The organism is Mesorhizobium sp. M1322 (genome assembly GCF_040318085.1).
In the GTDB taxonomy this organism is placed as follows: domain Bacteria; phylum Pseudomonadota; class Alphaproteobacteria; order Rhizobiales; family Rhizobiaceae; genus Mesorhizobium.
Genome location: NZ_JAMYLP010000014.1, coordinates 33,756 through 55,650, shown reverse-complemented (window position 1 = coordinate 55,650; position 21,895 = coordinate 33,756). Strand labels below are relative to the sequence as shown.

The 21,895-nt window shown below is 59.9% G+C and carries 16 protein-coding genes and 1 pseudogene; 8 read left to right on the top strand and 9 right to left on the bottom strand.

Annotated elements, in window-relative coordinates:
• Positions 1-342: 342 nt before the first annotated feature.
• The gene (locus tag NKH12_RS08160) at positions 343-1,038 is read right to left on the bottom strand and encodes an OmpW/AlkL family protein (protein WP_352952629.1); all 696 of its coding nucleotides are present in this window, start codon (positions 1,036-1,038) and stop codon (positions 343-345) included.
• Between the two features lie 1,183 nt (positions 1,039-2,221).
• On the opposite strand from NKH12_RS08160, the gene NKH12_RS08155 reads away from it, so the two are divergent.
• The 4 genes from NKH12_RS08155 to NKH12_RS08140 all read left to right on the top strand — a co-directional run bounded on the left by NKH12_RS08155 (position 2,222) and on the right by NKH12_RS08140 (position 7,534).
• Positions 2,222-2,371, top strand: a complete 150-nt coding sequence (locus NKH12_RS08155) for an iron-sulfur cluster assembly accessory protein (RefSeq protein ID WP_352650843.1) — start codon at positions 2,222-2,224, stop codon at positions 2,369-2,371.
• Positions 2,372-2,617: 246 nt separating this feature from the next.
• Positions 2,618-3,922 carry a lysine N(6)-hydroxylase/L-ornithine N(5)-oxygenase family protein gene (locus tag NKH12_RS08150; protein WP_352952628.1) on the top strand — a complete coding sequence of 435 codons (1,305 nt, stop codon included), beginning with the start codon at positions 2,618-2,620 and terminating at the stop codon, positions 3,920-3,922.
• A 497-nt stretch (positions 3,923-4,419) separates the two neighbouring features.
• Complete coding sequence (locus NKH12_RS08145) at positions 4,420-5,199, top strand: phytanoyl-CoA dioxygenase family protein (protein ID WP_352952627.1); 780 nt, start codon at positions 4,420-4,422, stop codon at positions 5,197-5,199.
• A 130-nt stretch (positions 5,200-5,329) separates the two neighbouring features.
• Positions 5,330-7,534 (top strand): class I tRNA ligase family protein, encoded by a 2,205-nt coding sequence (locus NKH12_RS08140; protein ID WP_352952626.1) that lies wholly within the window; start codon positions 5,330-5,332, stop codon positions 7,532-7,534.
• Positions 7,535-8,365: 831 nt separating this feature from the next.
• Here the strand turns inward: NKH12_RS08140 and NKH12_RS08135 are convergent.
• The 3 genes from NKH12_RS08135 to NKH12_RS08125 all read right to left on the bottom strand — a co-directional run bounded on the left by NKH12_RS08135 (position 8,366) and on the right by NKH12_RS08125 (position 12,939).
• Positions 8,366-9,823 carry an NAD-dependent succinate-semialdehyde dehydrogenase gene (locus NKH12_RS08135; RefSeq protein ID WP_502910765.1) on the bottom strand — a complete coding sequence of 486 codons (1,458 nt, stop codon included), beginning with the start codon at positions 9,821-9,823 and terminating at the stop codon, positions 8,366-8,368.
• A 509-nt stretch (positions 9,824-10,332) separates the two neighbouring features.
• Positions 10,333-11,754, bottom strand: a complete 1,422-nt coding sequence (locus NKH12_RS08130) for a M16 family metallopeptidase (RefSeq protein WP_352952625.1) — start codon at positions 11,752-11,754, stop codon at positions 10,333-10,335.
• 957 nt (positions 11,755-12,711) lie between these two features.
• Positions 12,712-12,939, bottom strand: coding sequence for a hypothetical protein (locus NKH12_RS08125; RefSeq protein ID WP_352473851.1), 228 nt, complete (start codon positions 12,937-12,939; stop codon positions 12,712-12,714).
• 373 nt (positions 12,940-13,312) lie between these two features.
• Between NKH12_RS08125 and NKH12_RS08120 the strand changes: the two genes are divergently transcribed.
• Positions 13,313-13,525 carry a cold-shock protein gene (locus NKH12_RS08120; RefSeq protein ID WP_023679670.1) on the top strand — a complete coding sequence of 71 codons (213 nt, stop codon included), beginning with the start codon at positions 13,313-13,315 and terminating at the stop codon, positions 13,523-13,525.
• A 227-nt stretch (positions 13,526-13,752) separates the two neighbouring features.
• On the opposite strand, the gene NKH12_RS08115 is transcribed toward NKH12_RS08120, so the two are convergent.
• The gene (locus NKH12_RS08115; RefSeq protein ID WP_352615682.1) at positions 13,753-14,223 is read right to left on the bottom strand and encodes a Ros/MucR family transcriptional regulator; all 471 of its coding nucleotides are present in this window, start codon (positions 14,221-14,223) and stop codon (positions 13,753-13,755) included.
• 557 nt (positions 14,224-14,780) lie between these two features.
• Between NKH12_RS08115 and NKH12_RS08110 the strand changes: the two genes are divergently transcribed.
• Together NKH12_RS08110 and NKH12_RS08105 are read left to right on the top strand one after the other, a co-directional pair.
• Entirely contained in the window at positions 14,781-15,083 is a 303-nt protein-coding gene (locus NKH12_RS08110; protein WP_352952624.1) for a DUF982 domain-containing protein, read from the top strand.
• Between the two features lie 764 nt (positions 15,084-15,847).
• A complete protein-coding gene (locus NKH12_RS08105) occupies positions 15,848-16,903 on the top strand; it encodes a cytochrome-c peroxidase (RefSeq protein WP_352952655.1) in 1,056 nt (351 codons plus the stop codon).
• Between the two features lie 277 nt (positions 16,904-17,180).
• Here NKH12_RS08105 and NKH12_RS08100 read toward each other — a convergent pair whose 3' ends face one another.
• The 4 genes and pseudogenes from NKH12_RS08100 to pdxR all read right to left on the bottom strand — a co-directional run bounded on the left by NKH12_RS08100 (position 17,181) and on the right by pdxR (position 20,562).
• Complete coding sequence (locus NKH12_RS08100) at positions 17,181-17,702, bottom strand: helix-turn-helix domain-containing protein (protein ID WP_352952623.1); 522 nt, start codon at positions 17,700-17,702, stop codon at positions 17,181-17,183.
• On the bottom strand, positions 17,692-18,519 hold the full coding sequence (locus NKH12_RS08095; protein WP_352952622.1) for a B3/B4 domain-containing protein: 828 nt from the start codon (positions 18,517-18,519) through the stop codon (positions 17,692-17,694). Before NKH12_RS08095 ends, NKH12_RS08100 begins: the two co-directional genes overlap by 11 nt.
• 310 nt (positions 18,520-18,829) lie before the next feature.
• A pseudogene (locus NKH12_RS08090) lies at positions 18,830-18,907 on the bottom strand (MOSC domain-containing protein); the annotation flags it as partial.
• 158 nt (positions 18,908-19,065) lie between these two features.
• Positions 19,066-20,562 (bottom strand): MocR-like pyridoxine biosynthesis transcription factor PdxR, encoded by a 1,497-nt coding sequence (gene pdxR, locus NKH12_RS08085; protein ID WP_502910764.1) that lies wholly within the window; start codon positions 20,560-20,562, stop codon positions 19,066-19,068.
• A gap of 83 nt (positions 20,563-20,645) precedes the next feature.
• Between pdxR and NKH12_RS08080 the strand changes: the two genes are divergently transcribed.
• Entirely contained in the window at positions 20,646-21,878 is a 1,233-nt protein-coding gene (locus tag NKH12_RS08080) for a trans-sulfuration enzyme family protein (protein ID WP_352684087.1), read from the top strand.
• Positions 21,879-21,895: the final 17 nt, after the last annotated feature.

The window sequence follows — 21,895 nt, the reverse complement described above, 5'->3', positions numbered from 1 at the left end:
CGGCCCGCCTCATTCAGCGGGCCAAGCCAGTCGCGTTCTGCCGCCCACCCCACTCAACGGGGGCAGGCACGCGAGATTGGGATCGACTTCTTCCGGGGAAAGGCGCGGCGATTGGCGAGCGGAGGATGAGACGATGCATGCAAACAGCAAGCGTTGTGCCAGCACAGAGGCTGGCGCAGGCAAGGGCGGGCGCCCCGGCGCCAGCCTTTATCAGGAGATCACCGGGCGGCCGCCCCTCGACAACCGCTTCTTCAGTTGTCGCCCGTTCAGGGCCGACGGAAAAGGGCGCACAAGGCGCCCTTCATTTCGATCGGCTATCAGCAGGTGCCTTCGCTTTCGTTATCAGAAGCGGTAGGTGACACCTGCGCCTATCAACCAGGGATCGAGCTCCGCCTTCCCCGTCAGCTTCGCGCCGTCGACCGTGACGTCGAAGTCTGGCTTGAGGAAAACCTTCTTCACGTCGAGGTTGACGCCCCAGTGCTGATCCACCATGTAGTCGAACCCGACCTGCAGCGCGGTGCCGAACGTGTTCTTAACATGGAGAGCATCTGCACTGCCGACGTCCTGGTTATAAAAGATCGTGTAGTTCACGCCGGCGCCGACATACGGCTTGAATGCGCCGAAATCGGTAAAATGATACTGCAATGTGAGCGTGGGTGGCAGCAGCCAAACCTTGCCGAGATTGCCCAGCGCGCCGATCGCTCCTTGGCCCTCGATATTCGCATAGGTGGTGCCGAGTATGAGCTCGGCGGCGATGTTGTCCGTGAAGAAATAGGAAAGATCGAGTTCCGGGATCACGGTGTCCGAATAGGAAAGACCGGAGCCTGACACTGCATTGACGTAGCCCGAATCCTCGGTGATGACCCCCAACCCACGCAGGCGGATTTGCCAAGGACTTGGCTCTTTTGTGACCGAGGTTCCTGCCTGCGGGACGCTCGGGGCTTGCACAAGGTCGGCCGCGACGGCTTGCTGTCCCACCACCATGAGGACGACGGCCGCTGTTGCTCCCCGCGCCACGCCCGTTTGCTTTCTCGCCATGATATTCTCTCCTTGCTCTTCAGAAATGTGCACTGAATTACGAAAAATTTTGCTCGAATTGCTTGATATTGGCGGAGCGCTCATGCCCAGTTTGCTCCCGGCTGCGACCGTAGGTTCGGCGCGCATGATCCTGGGATGATTTCTCCTCTATCCGTGCCGCAGCGCGTTTTGCGGACTGCGTTGCAGGTGCCGTGCCAAATGAGAAAATCATTTCAGAACAATGCGATCACCCTGATGGCGCTATGTCTTATGTCCGACATCGTCGAAGATCCGACAACGAATGCAGCCGTGACCGCCTGATAGAACCTCCCGTGCCAGATCGGTGGGCACTGCGGAATAAGCAGTGAAGCTCACCGCGAAACTGGCCGAACTTCGGATCGACATCGGCGACGCGGCGATCGACGACCACTGCGTCGCCGGTGTCGGGCGCGGCACAGCCTGAGGACACCGCGGCGCGATCATCGAATAACTGCGTTTACGTTGCCTCCATCCTCGCCCACCGGTGGGCGCGCAAAGGACTGCTTTGCGGCCTCATCCCTCCGCCTGGATCGCAGGGACCGAACGGCGCACGTGCTTTTGGAACCGGCAGAGTGGTCATCACGCAATTGTCTTCCGGCTATCTTTCCAGAGATTCGACAATCCAGTTGGTGAAGGTCCCATATCGCCCAATCATTGATGTGCTTAGGTCTGGGCATGCCCCCATCCGCAACCATCTCATCAAGAGCATCGATCCGACACCAACATAGAGAATTGCTTCCCCATGAGAGAGGCGTCGCGGCGGACATGAGAGTGCGCCACTCTTGATGATCGCGGGCTCCGAGGATGTCGGGATCGAGCCAGTGAACGGCACGATAGGGCGAAGGATCTGGCAGCTCTTGCAACTGCCGACCTCGATGGGAGAAGGAAATCGCGATCTGTCCGGCAGAGACACAAGGTTCTGCACTGTCCGTTCATGAAGACTTCCTGCTGGTCTCCATAAGAGAAGTATTCTGGTGCAGAAGGTGCCCCGATTAGCTATTCGGAAAAAGGCGACATCGACGTGCAAATCGGGCGCCGCCGTGAGGCGTCCCCCTCAATGTCGGATTTCCGACAGGATCGCAAATCCGCCAACCCATTGTTTAATAAAATGTTCCGTCTTTGGCACGGCCGATGCAGGGGACTCTGCATCAAAGAGAGGTCGTTCATGATCATCCGCACCGAAAATGCCGTCGCCGCAGTGAAAACCGCGCTCTCGCCTGCCATCAAGCCGCCGAAAGGCCGGCGCGTCATGGTTGAGGCGGGTGATTGCGCCGGCTTCAAACACCTTAATGGGCTTGGAAAGCGTCTCGCGTGACGGCGAGGCGGGCATCCAGACGGGTGGAAAGGACATACGTCGTTGCCCCACGTCGCCGGCATGAACCGTCGATTGTCACCGCGCTGGAATGCTGGGGTCTACATTCGGCGACCCGAACGCGGACAAATTCCCGCAAACCCGGTCGGGACCGGGGCTCGAAAACGTCCGCGAGGGGGCCCAATGGCTATCGCCGATATTCGCCGCGAACAAGCCGCCTAGCGGGAAGACTCTATAGGAGGAAAGCAAGTGGAGTTATCTTGCGTTGGGGTCGGTGCTGGGCCGTCTAATTTGAGCCTTGCGTGTCAGATACACGAGCAAGTTGGGCAAGGGGCACTGTTCGTGGATCGGCAGGTCGACTTCCGCTGGCATCCAGGCATCGCATTCGATTCCTCGGAGCTCCAAGTCAGCCACTTCAAGGATCTGGTCACGCTGGTGAATCCGCGATCAGCCTACACTTTCGTAAACTTCCTGCACGAGAACGGGCGTCTGTATCACTTCCTGAACGCACAGTTCGAGGCCGTGCTTAGAGTTGAGTTCGAGCAATATCTGAACTGGGCCTTCCACAGGAACCCACTTGTGCGCGGCGGCGAGACAGTGCGCGAAATCCGGTTTGACGGCGAGTTTCGGGTGCGGACGGATAAGGCGGTTCTCGGCGCCAGAAACGTCGTGGTCGGCATTGGCAAGCAGGCGCAAATTCCGCCTCAGTTTCAGGGCTGGATTGGACGCAACCTGTTCCACTCATCTGTTTTACTGCACATCCACCCTGAGGTGCGGAGAAAGCATGTCTGCGTGGTCGGCGGAGGCCAGTCGGGAGCCGAGGTGATGTTGCACCTTGTCGGCCTGCCGAACGAACGGCGGCCTGGCTCGATCACTTGGGTCTCGCAGCGCGAAAACTATCTGCCTCTGGACAACAGCCCGTTCACAAACGAGTTGTTCATGCCCTGCTTTTCGGATCGTTTCGCGGCGATGAGCGAGTCGCAGCGTAAGCTGCTCCTGCGGCGTTTCGTGCTTGCCTCGGACGGCATTTCGGAAAGCACGTTGCGCGCGATCTATCAGGCGCTGTACCGCCACGCATTTTTCGAGCCAAACCGATGCGACATCACACTGCGGCCGAGCAGCACCGTCTCGCACTGCATCAACGCCGGCGCAGGTCACAGGCTGACCCTGCAGCACGGCATGGACGAGGTCAAAGAAGTCACCGCTGACATCGTCATCCTGGCCACCGGTTACGAGAACGCGGTGCCAGGGTTGTTGGAACCGATCATGGACCGGTTGGAGCAGATCGACAATGAATTAGCTATTCGCGAGGATTTTTCGGTCAGCTGGGACGGACCGCGTGACAGACGCATCTTCGTACAAAACGCGAGCCTCGGGCAGCGCGGCCTCGCCGATCCGAACCTAAGCCTGCTGGCCTGGCGCGCGCGCCGCATCCTCGATAGCCTTCTTGGGCGCGCGCCATGCGCGAACCCCGAGCATCCTGGCTTCATTAGCCATACCTCGATCGAGAGCTGGCCCGACCCCGTAGCCGAAGAAATGGGCAGCGGGATATGACTCGTAGACTTTTGATCATCGGCGGTGGCATCCTAGGAATGATGTCCGCCTCCGCTGCGGCGAAGGCCGGAGGCTTCTCCGAAGTCATCGCGACAGAACAAGACCTTGGACCAAGCGGGCATCGCAGGGGCGTGCATTTCCCCTACGGTCGTCAAGACCGTACCAGATCGCTCACTCGAAAGAGCGCCGTGGTCTTGGCGGCCATGGCTGGGTCGGCGGTCAGCGGATGGTGCCGGCCTTTAGCGATGCGTGTCGTGGCTGGACCGGGTGAAGCGATTGATCCGGCCCAGTTTACGGAACTCCTGGACCCGGCTGAGCCTGACATAGGCAGTCTCGCGCCGAGCTTCTGCGGACAATATCCGCCGGAGCGGAACGCACTTAGCATCGCCGTCCCACATGACGTGAGTCCGTCTCCGTGGACCCGCAACTTGACCAGCGCCCGACTTCCCTAATTGGGATGTCCGACCAACCAGTCTTTCCAACAGGAGGCTTTTCACATGTTGACTGATGCACAAAGAGAAAAGTGGCAGAAAGACGGATACGTCAGGCTCGAAAGGTTCTTCGCTCCAGCGGCTCAGGAAGATATCTCTATTTTTGTCGAGGATATGTCACGCTGGGGTGTCAGCGATGATAAATGGCTCATGTGGTTCGAGAAGACGACGGACAATCGAAAGATCATCTCCAAGATCGAGAATTTTCTCGACTTCCATGATCCATTGCGTCGTTTGCTCTTAGAAGATCAGCGCATAAAGTCAGCGGTCGAGGATTTGCTTGGCGAAGATTCGCGCAGGCTCAAGGAGTTGCTGATTTTCCACTACCCCGACAGCGGCGGCTATCTCCCGCATCAGGACATTTATCACATTCCACACAAACTCCCCGACCGGATGGTCCATGCGGTGGTTGCCATAGGCATCGACGACTCCGACCCGGAAAACGGCGGGCTTTTCTTCAGCCCCGGCAACCACAAGAAGGGGGTGTTTCCCATGGATGCCGGTGGGGTGATCGATCCTCAAGTCGCCGAAATGTTCTCCTGGGAACCCGTAGTATGGAAGGCTGGCGACATCTTCATCTTCGACGATTACGCTCCGCACTACTCACGACCGAACAAAAGCAATCGTTCGCGGCGGACACTCTACTTGGTGTTCCAGCGTGCTTCAACCGGTGGACCGACCCGCGCTGAATATAACGTGCTTAAGCGCGCCCTTAACCCGCCCGAGGGCAAAGTGGCCGATCTCGACAAACTCAAGCCCCCAAATGGCATTTTCTATCGCGATTGAGCTCACGCAGCCAGAGGCATGCACCCGAAACTGATCGACCGCTCAAAAATGCGCAGAGAGTATGGCGTTCTGATTTGCGGGCTCGCGGAGCATCGACCGCAGCCCGTTACGACGGTTCGGCACGTGGATTGTGGAGGTGGTCGCAGGGCGGTCTTCTATGAGGCCTACAGCCCGACTGGCGCCCCCCTCGTCGCCCGCCTGGCGGCCCAGAGCCGGATTATTCTGGCCGGGGCCGCCAACGGGTTGGGCTGCCGCTTCTCTGCGCAACTTGCACAAGAGGCTGTTGCGTTGGCATTGGGAGATGCCACTGTTTCAACTGCTTAGGTTTGTCATGCGGAAATCTACGCTTTCTCGAACGACGCTGTCCCGGGCGTTCGGTATCAACATGGCCACGCTTGGAACGGGAAGCGCCGGCACGGGGTTTTCGTTCGGTAGGGTGGCACCGGGCGTTATATCCGAGCCCCATCGGCACGACGAAATCGAGGCCTTCGTGATCCTGTCAGGATCGGGCAAGGTCAGGACCGACCTTGGGGAAATCTCGGTCGAGGCGGGCGATGTCGTTCTGTTCGACCCTTTTGAAGCGCATGTGCTGCGCAACGACGGAAACGAAGACCTAGATTTCGTCGATGTCTACTGGCGAGACGGCGAGGCCGCCCTTGATGCCGCTGCAAAAACCACGGCTCCACGCGGGCCGATCTTCGTCTTCTCCACGCCTCCAACGCCAAATGGCGATCTGCATCTGGGGCATCTTTCTGGCCCCTATTTCGGCGCCGACGTCTATACTCGTTTCCTGCGGATGAAAGGAGTCGAAGCCTATCACCTCACTGGAAGCGATGACAACCAGAGCTACGTCACGACACGCGCCGATGCCGATCAATTGACGCCTGCAACCGTGGCGCGCTACTACGCCGACGAGATTCGCGCCACGCTTGCACTTCTCGATTGTGACGTCCACAGCTTCCAACCCACAATGGGCGATGACGGTTACGGCGAGTTCCAAGCCGCGTGTTTCCGCAGTCTTCTGAGCAGCACGGCGGTAGATCTGCGCCAGAGCCCTGCGCTTTTCGATGCTGTGACAGGCCACTATCTTTACGAGCCGGATGTTAGCGGCCTTTGCCCCGATTGCGGCGGCTCCGCCGGTGGCAACATCTGCGAGGAATGCGGCGCCCCCAACCTTTGCCACGACTTGGGCGCAGCCCGGTCACGGCAGTCTGCCGAGGCGCCGTTGGTCGGCTCCGTCCGCCGCCCGGAACTTGCCTTGGACCGATGCTACGACAATATCGACCGGCATCTAAGAGCGTCGGGCGTCCCGCCACGGATCTTGGATCTCTTCGCGCGCCTACGCCGACGTGGCAACTTTTCAGTGCCCATTACCCACCCCTCGGACTGGGGCCTGCCGGCCGAAGGGTTCCCGGGGCAAGTGATCTGGGTCTGGCCGGAAATGGCCTTCGGTTTTCTTTACAACATCCAGGCGCTCGGCCGCTTGCTGGGTCGCGACTGGAAGGCGGAGATGCCCGGCAACGACTGGCAGATTGTCCATTTCTTCGGCTTCGACAATTCGTTCTACCACGCGCTACTCTACCCCGCTCTTTACGCCGAGGTCTTCTCCCACTGGACGCCACGCATCCACTATCACGTCAACGAGTTCTACCTGCTCGACGGCAAGAAGTTCTCAACCAGCTGCCGCCATGCGGTCTGGGGCAAGGAGGTTCTGAGCCCAAAGACAGTCGACGTCGTGCGCCTCCATTTGGGCCTGACACGCCCGGAAGGTGAGCGGACGGATTTCACGCTGGACGCGCTGCGCCGCACCGAGAACGAGGTGTTCCAAGGGATTTGGCTGAACTGGCTTGATGCGTTGAACCAGGAAATCAAGCAGGATTTTGCCGGCCGTGTACCCGATGCAGGCGACTGGAGCCCGGCCGACCGCGCCTTCTTTGCTCGGATAGAGATCTATCGCGCGGCGATGGAACGCGCCTATTCGGACGAAGGCTTCTCGGTCCGCCGCGCGGCCGCTCAGGTCTGCGATTTCGTGCGCGATTGCGTGATCTACCGTCGGGCGCAAGACTATGCAGCGGCGCGACGTTTCTATCCCGCCCGCAATCGGACTTCGCTAGCCCTTCAGACGACGGCCGCTGCGATCCTGGCAGCGACGCTCGCTCCGCTGATGCCCCGATTCGCCAGAACGCTGGCGCGAGGCATCGATGGCGTCTCAACCGAAACATGGCCCCGGTCCGTCCAGCGCCTTGCGCCCGGGACGCGCTTTGATCTCGGACCCGTGTTGGTGTTCTACGCCAAATCCGGCAATCCTCATCTCGATGAGGAGGAAGCACTGTGAGCCCAAAGGTGCATCAGTGAGCTATCCCAATCTCGACCAGATCTGCGCGGCAATCAAAGCCGATGATGCCAAATATCTTTACTCGCTGTCACTGGCGACCGAACCCGCTATCAGACGGTAGAGACCAGATTGGCGGACCTGAACCAACGCATCGTCGACACCCTGGCCCGCGCCTTCGAGGACCGCTCGGCCGATCGCTTCCCAGCCCTTGCTGTTTCGTGCCGCAAATGCCGTGTGGGCTCGACTTCGATGACCAACCTCTTCGGCATCGCGGGATTTCCGTCCTCCAGCCGGTCAAGACTGTCATGCGGTTCGAGGCGCTTGGTCAACCTGGCGCGCCCTGGATCGTGCGCCGATCACCGGAAATGTCGAATGCGCACGCCTGCCTGATGGTATCTTCGATTCTGGCCGAGCCTGTACCGGCGCGGCAGTCGGCCGAAGAACAAGTGAGCTACTGACAATCGGAAGGTAGCAGGTTCAAAATTCTGCCCCAGAAACCGGATATTGCGCACAACCAGCGTTCACGATCGCGATGGTGCACAAGCTTCCAACCAGACCCGCGCAACGACAGCCCGTCGCCTGAAGATACTCGGCGAGGGCCGCCAAATCCCTCGCAAGCGTATCCTCCGTCACATGCACGCCGTCGTCGCCGACAATGCAGACGCTTGTCTCGTCGAGAGATAAACCCAGCCAGGGTGCTCCTTCAGGATTGCGTGTTTGCTCGGGTACGGAGCCGCCCCTCAGTTCCCAATCGAGGAGCGATCCTACAAAGCACAAATTTGGAGATCGCTCGCTAGGTTACCCGGTCTGTGAACCCTGCAAGCCGAAAATTCAGATGCCGCCCATGCAGAGATATTTCATTTCGAGGTAGTCCTCGAGGCCATGGCGGGATCCCTCCCGCCCGATGCCGGACTGTTTTATCCCACCGAACGGCGCCGCTTCTGAAGACATCCGGCCGGTATTTACCCCGACCATTCCATATTCCAAGGCCTCGGCCACACGCCAGACACGCTTCAGGTTGGAGGCATAAAAGTAGGCCGCGAGGCCGTAAATCGTGTCGTTGGCCTCACGCACGACCTGATCCGCATCTTTGAAGCGAATAATCGGTGCCAGCGGCCCGAATGTCTCTTCTTGCGCGACGGTCATCTCGCTGGAGACACCGGTCAGGACTGTCGGTTGGAAAAACGTGCCATTCGTGCCGATACGTTTGCCCCCGCATTGAATTGCGCCGCCTTTGGCGACGGCATCGGCAATATGGGATTCGATCTTGGCCAAAGCGTGCTTGTCGATGAGCGGTCCGATGTCCACTCCGGGAGCGAAACCGTCACCAACTTGAAGTTGGCGAGCCCGTTGCACGAATTTCTCGACGAACTCGTCGTGAACGCCCGACTGGACGTAAAGGCGGTTCGCCGAAACGCAGGTCTGGCCGGCATTGCGGAACTTCGCCTGGATCGCACCGTTAACCGCGGCATCGATATCGGCATCATCGAAGACGATGAAAGGTGCATTGCCGCCGAGCTCAAGGCTGACTTTTTTGATCTGGTCCGAGCACTGGCGCATGAGAAGGCGCCCGATCTCAGTCGACCCGGTGAAGCTGATCTTGCGGACCTTGGGATTGGTACAAAGTTCGCGGCCGACCGCGTCACCTTCGGACGCATAGATCAGGTTGACGACGCCTTCGGGAAAGCCAGCCTGATGGGCGAGGGCGAACATTGCCCCCGCCACGAGCGGCGTCTGTTCAGCGGGCTTGAGGACGATCGTGCAGCCCGCCGCCAAGGCTGGCGAGATTTTGCGCGCCACCATCGAGGCCGGGAAATTCCATGGCGTTATCGTGCCAACAACTCCGATGGGCTGCTTGATTACCAGCATTCGGCGGTCCATCGATGGTGCGGAGATCGTCTCGCCATAGACGCGATTGGCCTCCTCGGCGTACCATTGCAGGTACGCCGCAGCATGGGATATCTCCGACTTGGCTTCTGCAAGCGGCTTGCCCATCTCGGCGGTGAGGATCTCGGCGAGATCGTCGGCGTGGTCGATGATCAACTGATGCCATCGCCATAGAACGTCGCTGCGCTCACGTGCGGTCAACCCTGCCCATCCAGGCTGAGCGACATAGGCCTTGTCGATCGCAGCGCATGTCTCCTCGACACCCATGTCGGGTAGTTCTGCCAGCACTTCGCCAGTCGACGGGTTGAGGACCTCGAATATCCGCTCGCTAGTCCGCGTGCCAAGTGCCGGCAGGCGATCAATGGGTCCAAACAGGTCAGGGCATCTCAGGTGACGGATCATCGGCAGGCACAGGGGCAATACCGGATTCCTCCTCAACGCAGCAGGTATATATAGCAGGTGCGGTGTGTACTCCGCGACGTCCGGGTTCCTTATAGGGCCTCGGCCAGACAGCTGGTAGACCACGGTACCCAACTGGAAAGGGAGAATACCTGAATACGCTAGAAGATGCCTCGCGGTTCTACTAGTCGAACGATTGAACAACGGACATCGGCTTCGCCAGCCGCGCGGAGTGGATGCTGGTGGCCTGCGCCTACAATCTGCGGACCACGAATCGGCGACTCTATCGACTCGAAGAGAGGCTGGCCTGAGGAGGAGCGCACCCCAATAATGACGCCTGAACCGGCAAATGCCTGGCAAGGCCCGCGAAAACCGCTCCTCGCGGCTTTAAACAGATCCCGTTTAGCCGGCGAGCGCCCGCAAGACGAGAAAGAGGATGGAGAGGAACAGGGTGGCGAAGGCGCGCCGAGGGAAGACCGGCCGGCGCATTTGCATGGGGATGGAGCTCATGATCAATTCCCCGCCTGTTGCTGCGGCAAAAGATAGCCTGTGGTCGAATGGTCGAGCGCCAGATAACGCGCGGCGACCGCCTTGACCTCGTCGGTGGTGACCTTGCGGACGCGGTCCGGCCTCTCGAGCACGTCCTTCACATTGCCACCGGTGGTGAGCGTCTTGCCATAAATGTTGGCGATATGGTCCAGCTCGTCGTGCGCAAAAATCACCGAGCGGATATAGCGGTCTTTGGCCTTGTCCAGCTCGTCGCTGGTGACGCCATCCTTGGCGATCCGGGCGACTTCGGCAACGGCCGCCGCTTCGAGATCGACGAGCTTTGCATCGCCGCGTGGCGAGCCGGAGATGGTGAAATTGGTGTCGTCTAGCATGGTGCCCTGAAAGGAGGCGCTGGCCGCCGAGGCTATGCCTTGCTTGACGACAAGCTCCTGATATAGCCGGCTGCGGTTACCGCCGCCGAGGATCTCGGCCAGCAGGTCGAGCGCCTCGGCCTCGCCGGGCTCTGCCGTATGATAGGACGGCACCACCCATTGAGTGGAAAAGCTCGGCACCGAAACGCGCGCATCGGTCAGCGTCACTGTGCGCCTGGTGTTCTGCTCCGGCTCGACCGGACGGTTGCGCGGGGGCAGGTCCGGCCCGCGCACAACCTTGCCATAGGTCTTCTCGGCCAGCGCCTTCACCGTCTCAGGCTCTACGTCGCCGGCCACCACCAGCACGGCGTTGTTCGGTCGGTAGTATTTGTTGTAGATGGTGAATGCGTCGGTGCCGTTCAGCTTCTCCATCTCCTGCATCCAGCCGATGACCGGAATGCGGTAGGGCTGGTTCTGCCGCAACGTCGCGTTGACCTCCTCGTCCAGCAGAGCATGCGGGTTCGTCTCTCTGTGCCAACGGCGCTCCTCCAGGATCACGTCGCGCTCGGTCTTGATATCATCGTCGTTGAGGATGAGGTTGAACATGCGATCGGCCTCGAAGCCCATCATCTCACCCAACGCCGAGGGCGCCACCGTCTCGAGGAAGGTGGTGTAGTCATAGGCGGTGAAGGCGTTATTGTAGCCGCCGATGGCTGAGACGGCTCGGTCGAACTCGCCGGCGGCGTGGTTGGTCGTCGCCTTGAACATCAGATGCTTGAGGAAATGGGCAAGGCCGGATTTGCCGGGTGGCTCGTCGGCGCTGCCGATCTTGTACCAGACCATATGAGTGACGATCGGCGCGCGGTGATCGGGGATGACGACCACTTCCATGCCGTTGTCGAGCAGAAAATCCGTCACCTTGCCGCCGGCAGTGGCGGCCAGAGCCGGAGCGGTCGTCACCAGGGCCAGCGCGGTGGCAATGAACGCGTTGCGCAGCCAGGCGGACGATCGATGGCTCCGGTTGTGGTGGCTGGTCGAAAGGCAAGGTTCGAGGCAAAGTGATTTGTTCCTCATTTTGATGAAGGCGCTGCGTCCCCGTCTCCCCGCGTGGGAGGATCGGCGGGTAGCGCCGAGCCAGATGAATAAGCTCTTCATGGAGCCAGGCCTTACCCGAGCCTCATCTTTGGATGGACCCAGGAGACCTGTGGCGGTATTTCTTGGTGAGGTGATCATGGGACGGATTCTCCTTGGTCCGCGACGCCTTGCGGATGACCAAGCATGCACCGTGCCAGATCAGAAAACCGTTCGAGGCAGTGGACAAATCGGGCTCTGCCATGTTGCGCATCCGACATTGTCGGACATCGGACAGGGCCGAACGCGACGCGCGCGGCTGAGAATATCTTCTTCGTTCGGAAGACGATTGGGCGCGCTGCCGGGGAGGGGTATAGGATGCGCTTCGAATGGCCGCTGCACTGACGGTGAGAATGGAGATGTTGGTCGCCGCAGCGGAACCCTGTCCTCGACAGCCAGACCGGGTCGATGCTGAAGGCAGAGGCGTGAGCAGCCCAGCCAACTCGAGCGCGGAGCCTGCTCGCGCTAGGACGGATCTGATCCAAAAATCGGCAACTTGGGCGATATCGGCGAGGCGCTGGACAACGAAGATCGTAGGACTCGGGCGGGAAAAAACGATGCGGTCGCGCTTCTGGCGTAATGCGCCTGCCGCGAGGTCGTTGAGCCTGATGAGTTGCTGCGCGAAAGGAAAGGGGAGTGTTTGCGCGGGACCTTGGTCAGACGTAAGAAACAACCGTCGAGCTCGCCGTAGAGGGGCATGCAGGCACGTTTGTCGCTGGAGGACAGCAGCACGGAAGCTGTCCGCGCTTGCCGTCGTCGCTGGGTACCAAACAGGAGAATTTGGCGGTCGCGGTCGAATTCATCTGCGTAAATACCGACTGGCTGTGCTCGGTTTGCCGGCGAACAGATTTTGCCTTCTTTGCGGCTGCAAACGCATCCCTGGCGGCGTGGTCCCTTAGGTCAAGAGCATCGGGTGAGTAACAGCCTGATCCTGCTCAATCTGATACGCGCCAACCGCCTCGCCGGATTGTGGAACCGCTCGCGGGTAGCTTCTACCACAAACAGCAAGGTCATGAAATCAAGTAGGAAGTCGTCGATCGCTTGGGCGATTGTTTCTGACTTGCCCTTGAACTGGTCCAGCAAAACGCGCGCGTTATCGATCGCTTCCACGCTGGTGGCATCGATCAACCCCTCGACCCTCTTGAAACAATCCAATTCGAAACTCCTTCAAGCGCTTGCCAAGCCGTTATGCACGAAGGTAGCTCCGTGAACTACCCGGCCTTTGACCTGGCGGCACGAGCAGCGGTCGGCCTTACGTCCCGTGCCTCCAAGCACCAGCCGTAGACGTGGGGCTGAGGAGCGTTGGAAGGATCCGGGCGCTTCCGGCCACGCTCGAGCGGTAGTGTAGGACAGTGCTTGCTGGCGACTTCGGCCAAAATGGAGTGCGGCAGCTGATCGGGGTTTAACAATTTTTCGCTTTTTGCTGCGCCCAAGTCTCGGCTATGAGTCGGGCAGGCCTGATGGCCTGCCCACGTTGCAATTGTTAAGGAGGAACACGTATATGCCGACTGGAACGGTAAAGTGGTTCAACAGCACCAAGGGGTTTGGATTTATCCAGCCCGACAATGGCGGTCCGGATGTTTTCGTCCACATTTCCGCTGTCGAACGCGCGGGCCTCTCGACCCTCGCTGACGGCCAGAAGATCAACTATGAGATCGAGCAGGATCGCCGCACCGGCAAATCCTCCGCTGGCAGCCTCAGCAAAGCTGGTTGAAATTTTCTCCTGCGTCCTGGCAAGAGTGGGCGCGTAGGTCCGGAGGTCCTCACGGCCGCTCGATAGGAGCGAGCAAAAACTGAGGGCAGCAGATTGCTGCAGGCGTCGCGAATTCCTCATGAAACAAAGTTGTTTGAAAGGAAGGCGGGGTTGGCCCCGCCTTTTTATATGACGAGCAGATTAAGCCGATGGCTGCAACCCTCCAGAACGAATCTCGATCGCCGAAATCAAGCCGCGACCTTCTTGCGGGTTCGCTTCGTCGGCGCCGGCTCCGGCGCTTCCGGCGCTTTCGGTTTGCGGCCGAGCCCCATCGTCTTGGCCAATGAAGAGCGCGCCGCGGCGTAGTTCGGCGCGACCATCGGATAATCCGCCGGCAGGCCCCATTTGGCCCGATATCCATCTGGCGTCAGCCCATAGTGGGTCGACAGATGGCGCTTTAGCGATTTGAATTTCTTCCCGTCCTCAAGGGAGATGAGGTAGTCCGGTGTCACCGACTTCCTGATCGGGACTGCAGGCGTAAGGGCAACCGGCTCTTCTGTAGAGACACCTCGGGCCGTCCCTTTCAGAGCCGCGTGCACTTGGCCGATGAGGGCAGGGAGATCCCCCACCGGGATCGGATTGTTGGAGACATAGGCTGAGACGACATCGGCCGTGAGCTCGATGAGGGTGTCGATGTTTTTTTCGGCTTCTTCTGTCATGAAACTCTCCAGGCGGCGTGAAACACTGTCGGCGAAGCGTCGCTTCATAGTGGCGGTCGCCGCTGAAAGCAACAAAGGTCTCGACAGGATTGTTGCGATGTTCGTCCAGCGAGATCTACGGCGCGGTATCCCGCCGTCGTGACCGTTGATCCGTCCGTTGTTGGCGAGCTGCCGCGGTGCTTGCGCATTTTCAGGCGCGTCTCGGCCGTAAGCTTTGCGCCGAAATGACCAGTAATCTCGAAACGAAGCGGGCTATTTCTGTTTCGCAATCCTCTCTTTGGCTGTGAAATCGGTGGCAGAGCAGTGGCCGCTTCCTGATGGCGCGTGGAGGAACTATCAAGCGTTGATTCGCAATGGTCGAAACGATGTAGATTCATCCGGTGAGCCGCTCTCGCAGCAGGATATTAGGGTTTGGCCCGCTGGTAAACCGAGGACATCACGCCGCTGCTTTGCTATTGAACCGCTATCGCTGTGACAACACATTCCGCAATGGTGGGCGGGTGTAGAGGAGGCGCCTGTTCACGCAAACTAGCGGTTCAGCAGGTCGGGAGGAACGAATGAGCTCAGGGACTTTCAGCAGCCCATTTTTCGTAAGGCGGGCAGCGCACATCGTGCAAGAGATTGCCAGTCCTGCGGATGCTATCGATTTTCTCAACGAATGGCCAGAAGATGGCAGAGACCGGATCTACGAAGCCGCTCTCACGGCGTGCTTTGATGCATACAACAGACGAATACCTGCGAGCGCAGCGCGCAAGACTTTTTTCCGCTTTGGGGAACAGGTCGCCATATTGGAAGATGCAACCTCCGCGATGCAATGGCTCGCTGCCTGCATGTCGGGCAGTGGAAAAGCGCAAGTATAGGCGTCGCAGTCGTATCTGAAGCCGGAGCGGGAACGCCGACGAGGTTATTGTATCGAGATTTCGCCGGCATCTGGAGCGTACTATAGCGAACAAACAAGCTTCTCGCGACAGGACTGCAACGCTTCCGGTGTAAAAATCACTGCGTGGGACTTGGTTCTCTCGAATTCATGACGGTAAATTGCCCTGTAATTATAGCAAAGCAGTTGGCCGATCGAAGCTGATAAACGAAGCCAAAATTGTGCTCCGTCGTCTGCCAATATTCGCTCGATGGAGGCTATAGGCCTCACAAGCCAATCAAAACAGCTACTCGGGCGCCCTTTGAAATTCGTGTAATTTTGCTCACCCGAAACGGCCCTCTACAGTCGAAATAAGATCGTCCCGCAAAGGTGCTACAAGACACTATCGCGGATCGATTTGGGCCCACGTCGATCTGGCGAAGGCAGGCGGAAGTCGAGCAGGACCTGCTGCGGAACAGATAACCGGCCCCAAACCGAATCGGACAGGTGGCCCCGATTTCTTCATAGTTGAAGGCGCAGAGAGAACCGAAGCACGGCTCCGGGCTCCGGCGCCGCCGCTTGCCGAGCAGCGATCCTCCGCCTCCCTGAAATCCAATCGAGAAGAGCGTTCAATTCCGGGACGGTCCAAGCTCTGCCGCGAAAACAGGTGTCAGACCACCCGGTCCTCTCCCGCAACTGATCTAGCGCAGGGCGTTCATGAGCCGCATATCCCAGAGTGGCTGCGTGCACGACGCAGCGAGATCATTTATGAAAATCCTATTCAGTACGATGGCTGTCCCCTTGCTGACAGCCACCGCTTTTGCTGCGGATTCGATCCCCGCAGACCTCAGAGAAACGGCACTGGCCACTTTCAAGGCTTTGCCACCCACCACGCCGGTAGTCGCTAACAACCCGATCACACCGGAGAAGATCGCCCTCGGCAAGGCACTGTTCTTCGATCCACGCGTCTCGGCGTCAGGCGTCTTGTCGTGCAACTCGTGCCACAACTTGGCCACCGGCGGCGACGACAATCATGAAACCTCGATCGGCCATGGTTGGCAGAAGGGACAGCGCAACGCGCCGACTGTGCTGAACGCTGTCTTCAACATCGCCCAGTTCTGGGATGGTCGTGCCGCAGACCTGAAGGCTCAGGCGAAGGGACCGGTCCAAGCCGGCATCGAAATGGCCAATACACCGGGCCAAGTCATCGCCACGCTCAAGTCCATGCCGCAATATGTCGAGTGGTTCGATGCAGCTTTTCCGGCTGAAGCCGATCGGGTCACCTTCGACAACTTCGCCAAGGCAATCGAAGCCTTCGAGGCGACACTGGTCACGCCGGCCCCCTTCGACAGCTTCCTGAATGGTGATGAGCTTGCCATGACTTCCGAACAGAAACAGGGCCTGGCGCTTTTCATGGACAAAGGCTGCTCGTCCTGCCATGCCGGCATCAACGTTGGTGGGGAAGCCTATTACCCATTCGGCCTCGTGGAACAGCCCAGCGCCGAGGTCCTGCCGGAAAAAGACAAGGGCCGATTTGCGGTCACCAATGCAGCCGACGATTCCTATGTTTTCCGCGTGGCGCCGCTGCGCAACGTTGCACTCACCGCGCCATACTTTCATTCGGGCAAGGTTTGGGATCTGAAACAGGCCGTTGCCATCATGGGAACCACCCAGCTTGGCGTGGTACTGGCGGACGAAGAAGTCGACCTGCTTGTTGCCTTCCTCAACTCGCTGACCGGAAAGGCACCCGAGCTCGCCTATCCCATTTTACCCGCCGAAACGGCGACAACGCCCCGGCCTGTAACGCAGATCTTAGGAAAATAAACGGCCAGCTGACTGCGGAACATCGCAATCGACAATGATTGCGACTTTTACTGGACGAGACGAGTCGCGACGTCCATGAGAACGCAAATGGCTCGTTTCCAAAGTGCAGACACTGCTTCCGTCACCAGCTCGTTGCGATGGAATCATGGTTGGGATCTGGCGTGCGACATGCCAAGGAAGGCGTCTGACGCATGAGGCTCGCGCGCTGTCGATACCGCGCGGCGGCCGGTCATCGCGCTGGCGGCCGAATTGCCGCGCGCCGAAGTGATCGGCCCCCTTAGGGCGAAGGGGCAGCCACTTCGTCCTCCATGTCCAGCGATTCTTCGACTGCTTCCGGATTCCGGGCGATGGTCCAAAGGAGAGTATTCGCCGCTGCATCCGGTTTCGAGCGACCTTGCTCCCAGTTTCGAAGCGTTGCCAGATCGAGGCCATACCTCACGGAGAATGCCTCCTGAGAGAGCTTCGTGCGATCCCGGACTTCGCGAACACTTATCGGCCGCGGCGCATGAACCTTCGCGATCACGCCTGCGGACGACAGTTCATTCTTCAGTGCCAATAGGTCGTCGACGCAAGGAACCGTCACGAACGCCTTGCCGTGATCGACCATCTCCGTGAGTATCGCGTGGGCCGTCCTGAGCGGCAGCTGTCCCTTAACGAGAATCCGGGCAGCCTCAGGAGTATTCGCGCCGTGAAGAAAACTGAGGCTCAGTCGGACGGGAGAGCCTGACGACACCGGGACGACGTCCCGGGTTCGCACCCGTTGTCCGTACCGCTCCATGAATTTCGATTTAGTCGACATTAAGCTTCTCCGCGATCACTCGACCGAGCTTGCGCAATTTGGACCATCCCCACTGGAGGCATCGCGATAAAAGTACGCCAAACAACGCTAAGGGAGAACAAGCAGTGATCTGATTTCGTTCGACGCTCGTTTTCGAGAGCCGTTCTGGGTCGTTCGCAATCAACTGTGTAGGCCAGCGGAGCGAGCAAGGAGCGCCAGATCCGGACAGGGCTGAGTGGGGTGTTTCTCCGAAAGGTGGGCCATGCCCTAAGGGACACGAGATGTAGGTGGACTCGTCGATCCGCGCGGTTTCGATTCGCGCACCCGGGCACAACGCTTGGATAAGTCCCATCAGATGCTCTCCGGTGCCCGTCATCTGTTTAGCTGACACTGGGCCGAGGGCTTCCAGCACGAGCCACATGGCGCGGGTATCGGCCGTGACCATGGTGCGCCGCCCCTGCCGCCAGTTCCAGCGGCGGCACGTGACACCGGCATCATCGCACCAGATGACTTCGCCCGGTTCGGGATGCTCGGTTACCATTTCACCTTGCTGGATCGTGTCGAATGGCTCCGCTCCCTCCCCGCCAATCGGAACGCCATACAACACGCTGACGGCATTGTAGGCATCAACCAGTGGGGAAATCCGCGGGAGAGAGCCATCTTTCCGCACCCGCTTGAGAAGCGCGGCGGCCGAGCACGGCGTTCGATTGGCCTTTGTGCCGAAAGCCTCGTAGGCAAGGGCCCACGCCGCAAGACGCGCGTCCCTTTGGGCGTCATCGCGAAGCGCCGCCTGTTCCGCCGCCGCAATCGTGCCGTTCAACGCCTGTGCATCCGGCACGTCGATTCCAGCGTTCCGCACCACAATGCTGATCAGATGAAAATCCCGGTAGCGGGCCTTGATCTCGGGGCAATCAATGGCGTGAAAGACATGGGATGCTCTTTTCTCATGGGGAGGCTTTGCGCTGCGGGTGGTTCGGGAAATGTTTCAAGAAAGGTGCTTGTCGAGCGTCCAGATCTTCTGGCGTCGCCATGGTGCATGCCGCACCATGCGCTGGATAATTCCATCATTCGGCGGTGGACAAGGCCTGATAGAGATCGTCGATTATGTCTTGCGGGTGCTCGAGCCCACCTCGGCCGGCAACAAGCTACGCCTCCTCCAGATCCTCCATTTCATAGGAGGCAGCGGGCGCGATATGGATGTGAAGCAGCTTTCCTTGCCGGGTCATGCATCGCTTTCGGAAATTCGTCTCGCACGAAAATCTACCGCCAAACTGGCCTGATCAACAGCATGGTATGGCGTTTTCCCAGTCCAGTTGGCTTTGCAACGAAACGCGGTTCAGCCCAAGGGTCGGTTTCCTCGCCAGCACGCCACGTCCCCGCCGTTTTAGCCACCGTGTCCCGGCAACGCGTCTTGTACCTGCCTGACAACCGCTCGCAGGACCTCAACGCCCTTCTCGATCTGCCGAATGCTCAAGGCGGCATAGCCCATGACAAGCCCCACGCGATCGATGTGGCCTTCGTCCGACTGCCGCTCGTAAAGGGGCGAGATCAGGTGTAGCCCCAGGCCCGCGCCTCGGGCGGCTTCGACCAGGGTCGTTTCCCGCGATCGCGGCAGTTCGTCGAACCAAACGACGACGTGCAGACCGGCCTCTGCTCCCTGGACAGCGATGCGATCGCCGAAGCTGCGCCGCAAGGCGCCCAGCAACGTCCCCCGCGGCTCGCCGTTCCGCATGCGCACGCGCCGCCCATGGGTTGCGTAGCCGCCACTCTCGATCAAAGAGGCCAGAGCCTCCTGTTCAGCCACCGGCGAATGCCGGTCCGCGAATTGTTTGGCGGTAGCGAAGACCTCCTGCAATTCCGGCGGGACGACGAGATAGCCGATACGCAGCATCGGCGAGAGCGTTTTGGAGATCGTGCCGAGGTAGATGACAGCCCCGTGGTCCTCAAGACTGTGCAGCGGAGGGACCGGATTGATGTCGTAGCGATATTCGCTGTCGTAGTCGTCCTCGATCACATAGGCGTTGTTGTGCCTCGCCCATTCCAGAAGCTGGTGGCGGCGCGCGATCGGCATGACGCCGCCCAGCGGAAACTGATGCGATGGCGTGACATAGGCCAGTCGCGCCCCGATCCCCGCCAGCAACTCCGTCTTCATCCCGTCCTCGTCGACGGTGACCGGGATGGGCGAGGCACCCGTACTGGCAAAGACCTGACGCGCCATCCTGTAGCACGGGTCCTCGATAACAAAGCGGTCGGCGGGATCGAGAAGCAGGCGCGCGCACAGGTCGAGGCCCTGCTGCGAACCGTTGACGATGATGATCTGCTCGAGGTCGCAGCTCAGGGTTCGGGCGCGCCAGAGATAGCCCTGGAGCGCCTGGCGCAGCCGGCGCGAGCCGCGAGGGTCGTCATAGGCAAGACGCAACGGGCGCTGCCCCATCGCCTCGTTCATCGCACGTTTCCAGACCAATGCGGGGAAGTCTGACGGCGCCAGGTCGCCATAGCGGAAATCGACCTTCAGTCCAGTCGGCAGATAATCCGGCCAGGGCGGCGTAACGCGCAGTCGTTCGCCATAGGCGGACAGATGAACCGGGCCGACTCGTTTCGCGACGGTGCGGCTCGTCTCAGGACCGATCAGCGAGGATGCAACGCGAGGTCGTGCGCCTTGACGGACTTCGATAAAACCTTCCGCGGTCAGTTGGTCATAGGCGACCGTCACCGTCGTTCGCGAAATCCCAAGGTCATTTGCCAGGCCGCGGGAGGACGGCAGCTGACTACCGGTTTCATAGACGCCGCCGAGGATTTGCTCGCGAAGAGCCTCGTAGATCTGGCGTGCACCCATCGCGTGCGAGCGACCTGCAGAACCGGCACTTGAAGACTGGACCATTTCATTCATCGCCAACTGGATATTTCCCATTGGCCAGTTTGCCGTCAATCTTTCGGAAACCCAAGAAATATCTTAGAGGCCGAATGACCCGTTCCTATCAATCCGAAACCGATGCTCTCACGCGGTCGCTCAACGACACCGGTCCCGGATTCGCCACTCGGGCGATCCATCATGGCTACGATCCGGCCGGCTTTTCCAATGCCGTTCAGCCGCCAGTCTTCTTGACCTCGACCTATGGATTCGAAAGCGTGGCAGCGAACGAGGCCGCCGCCGCGCTTGGCGGAAGGCTCTATGCGCGCGAATACAATCCGACGACGGAGATCCTCGAGCAACGGCTCGCCAATCTGGAAGGAGCCGAGGCAGGTTTGGTCGTTGCCTCGGGGATGGCGGCTTTCGGCACACTGATCTTGTCGCTCCTGTCCCAAGGCGATGAACTCATCGTCCACAAGACACTTTATGCGAACACGCTTGCCATGGTCGAACAGGCGGTCCCCCGCTTCGGCATCAAGGTCGTCGCGGTCGACCTGTCCGATCCTCACAATCTCGATGCCGCGATCACCGAGCGGACCCGGCTTGTTTTCTTCGAGACGCCGGTGAATCCGCTGAGCCGCATCCTAGACATCGCTGCCATTGCCGAGCGCGCCCACGCGCGCGGTGTAAAGGTTGCAGTCGACAGCACCTTCGCCTCCCCCGCGCTCCAGCGGCCGCTCGAACATGGGGCAGACCTCGTGCTCCACTCGCTGACCAAATACATCAATGGGCACGGCGATGCCCTTGGTGGGGCGATTCTCGGCGACGCGCAAACGCTCCGCACTCTGCACGAAACGGGCCTGCGCTACATCACCGGCGCAGCGCTCTCGCCCATGTCAGCCTTCCTGATCCTGCGCGGTCTGAAGACGCTCACGCTGCGCATGGAACGGCACAGCGCCACGGCCCTTGCGGTGGCTCAGGCGCTCGAGGCGCACCCGGCGGTGGCATGGGTGAGTTATCCCTTCCTCGACTCGCACCCTGATCAGGTGACGGCGCGAAAGCAGATGTCCCAAGGGTCGGGCATGTTGGCCTTTGGCCTCCACGCTGGGTTCGAGGGCGCGCGGCGGATGATGGACCGGCTCAACCTGATCACCCGGGCTGTCAGCCTCGGCGATGCCGACAGCCTCATCTATCATCCGGCAAGCCTGACCCGTGCTCGTCAGCCGATCCGCAAGGATGCGCATCTGGCCGATGGAGTCGGCGAGGACCTCATGCGTCTCTCGGTGGGTCTTGAAGACGCCGAGGACCTGATCGCCGACATGCGGCGGGCTCTGGACGCCTTGTGATGACCTGTGGTCCGGCC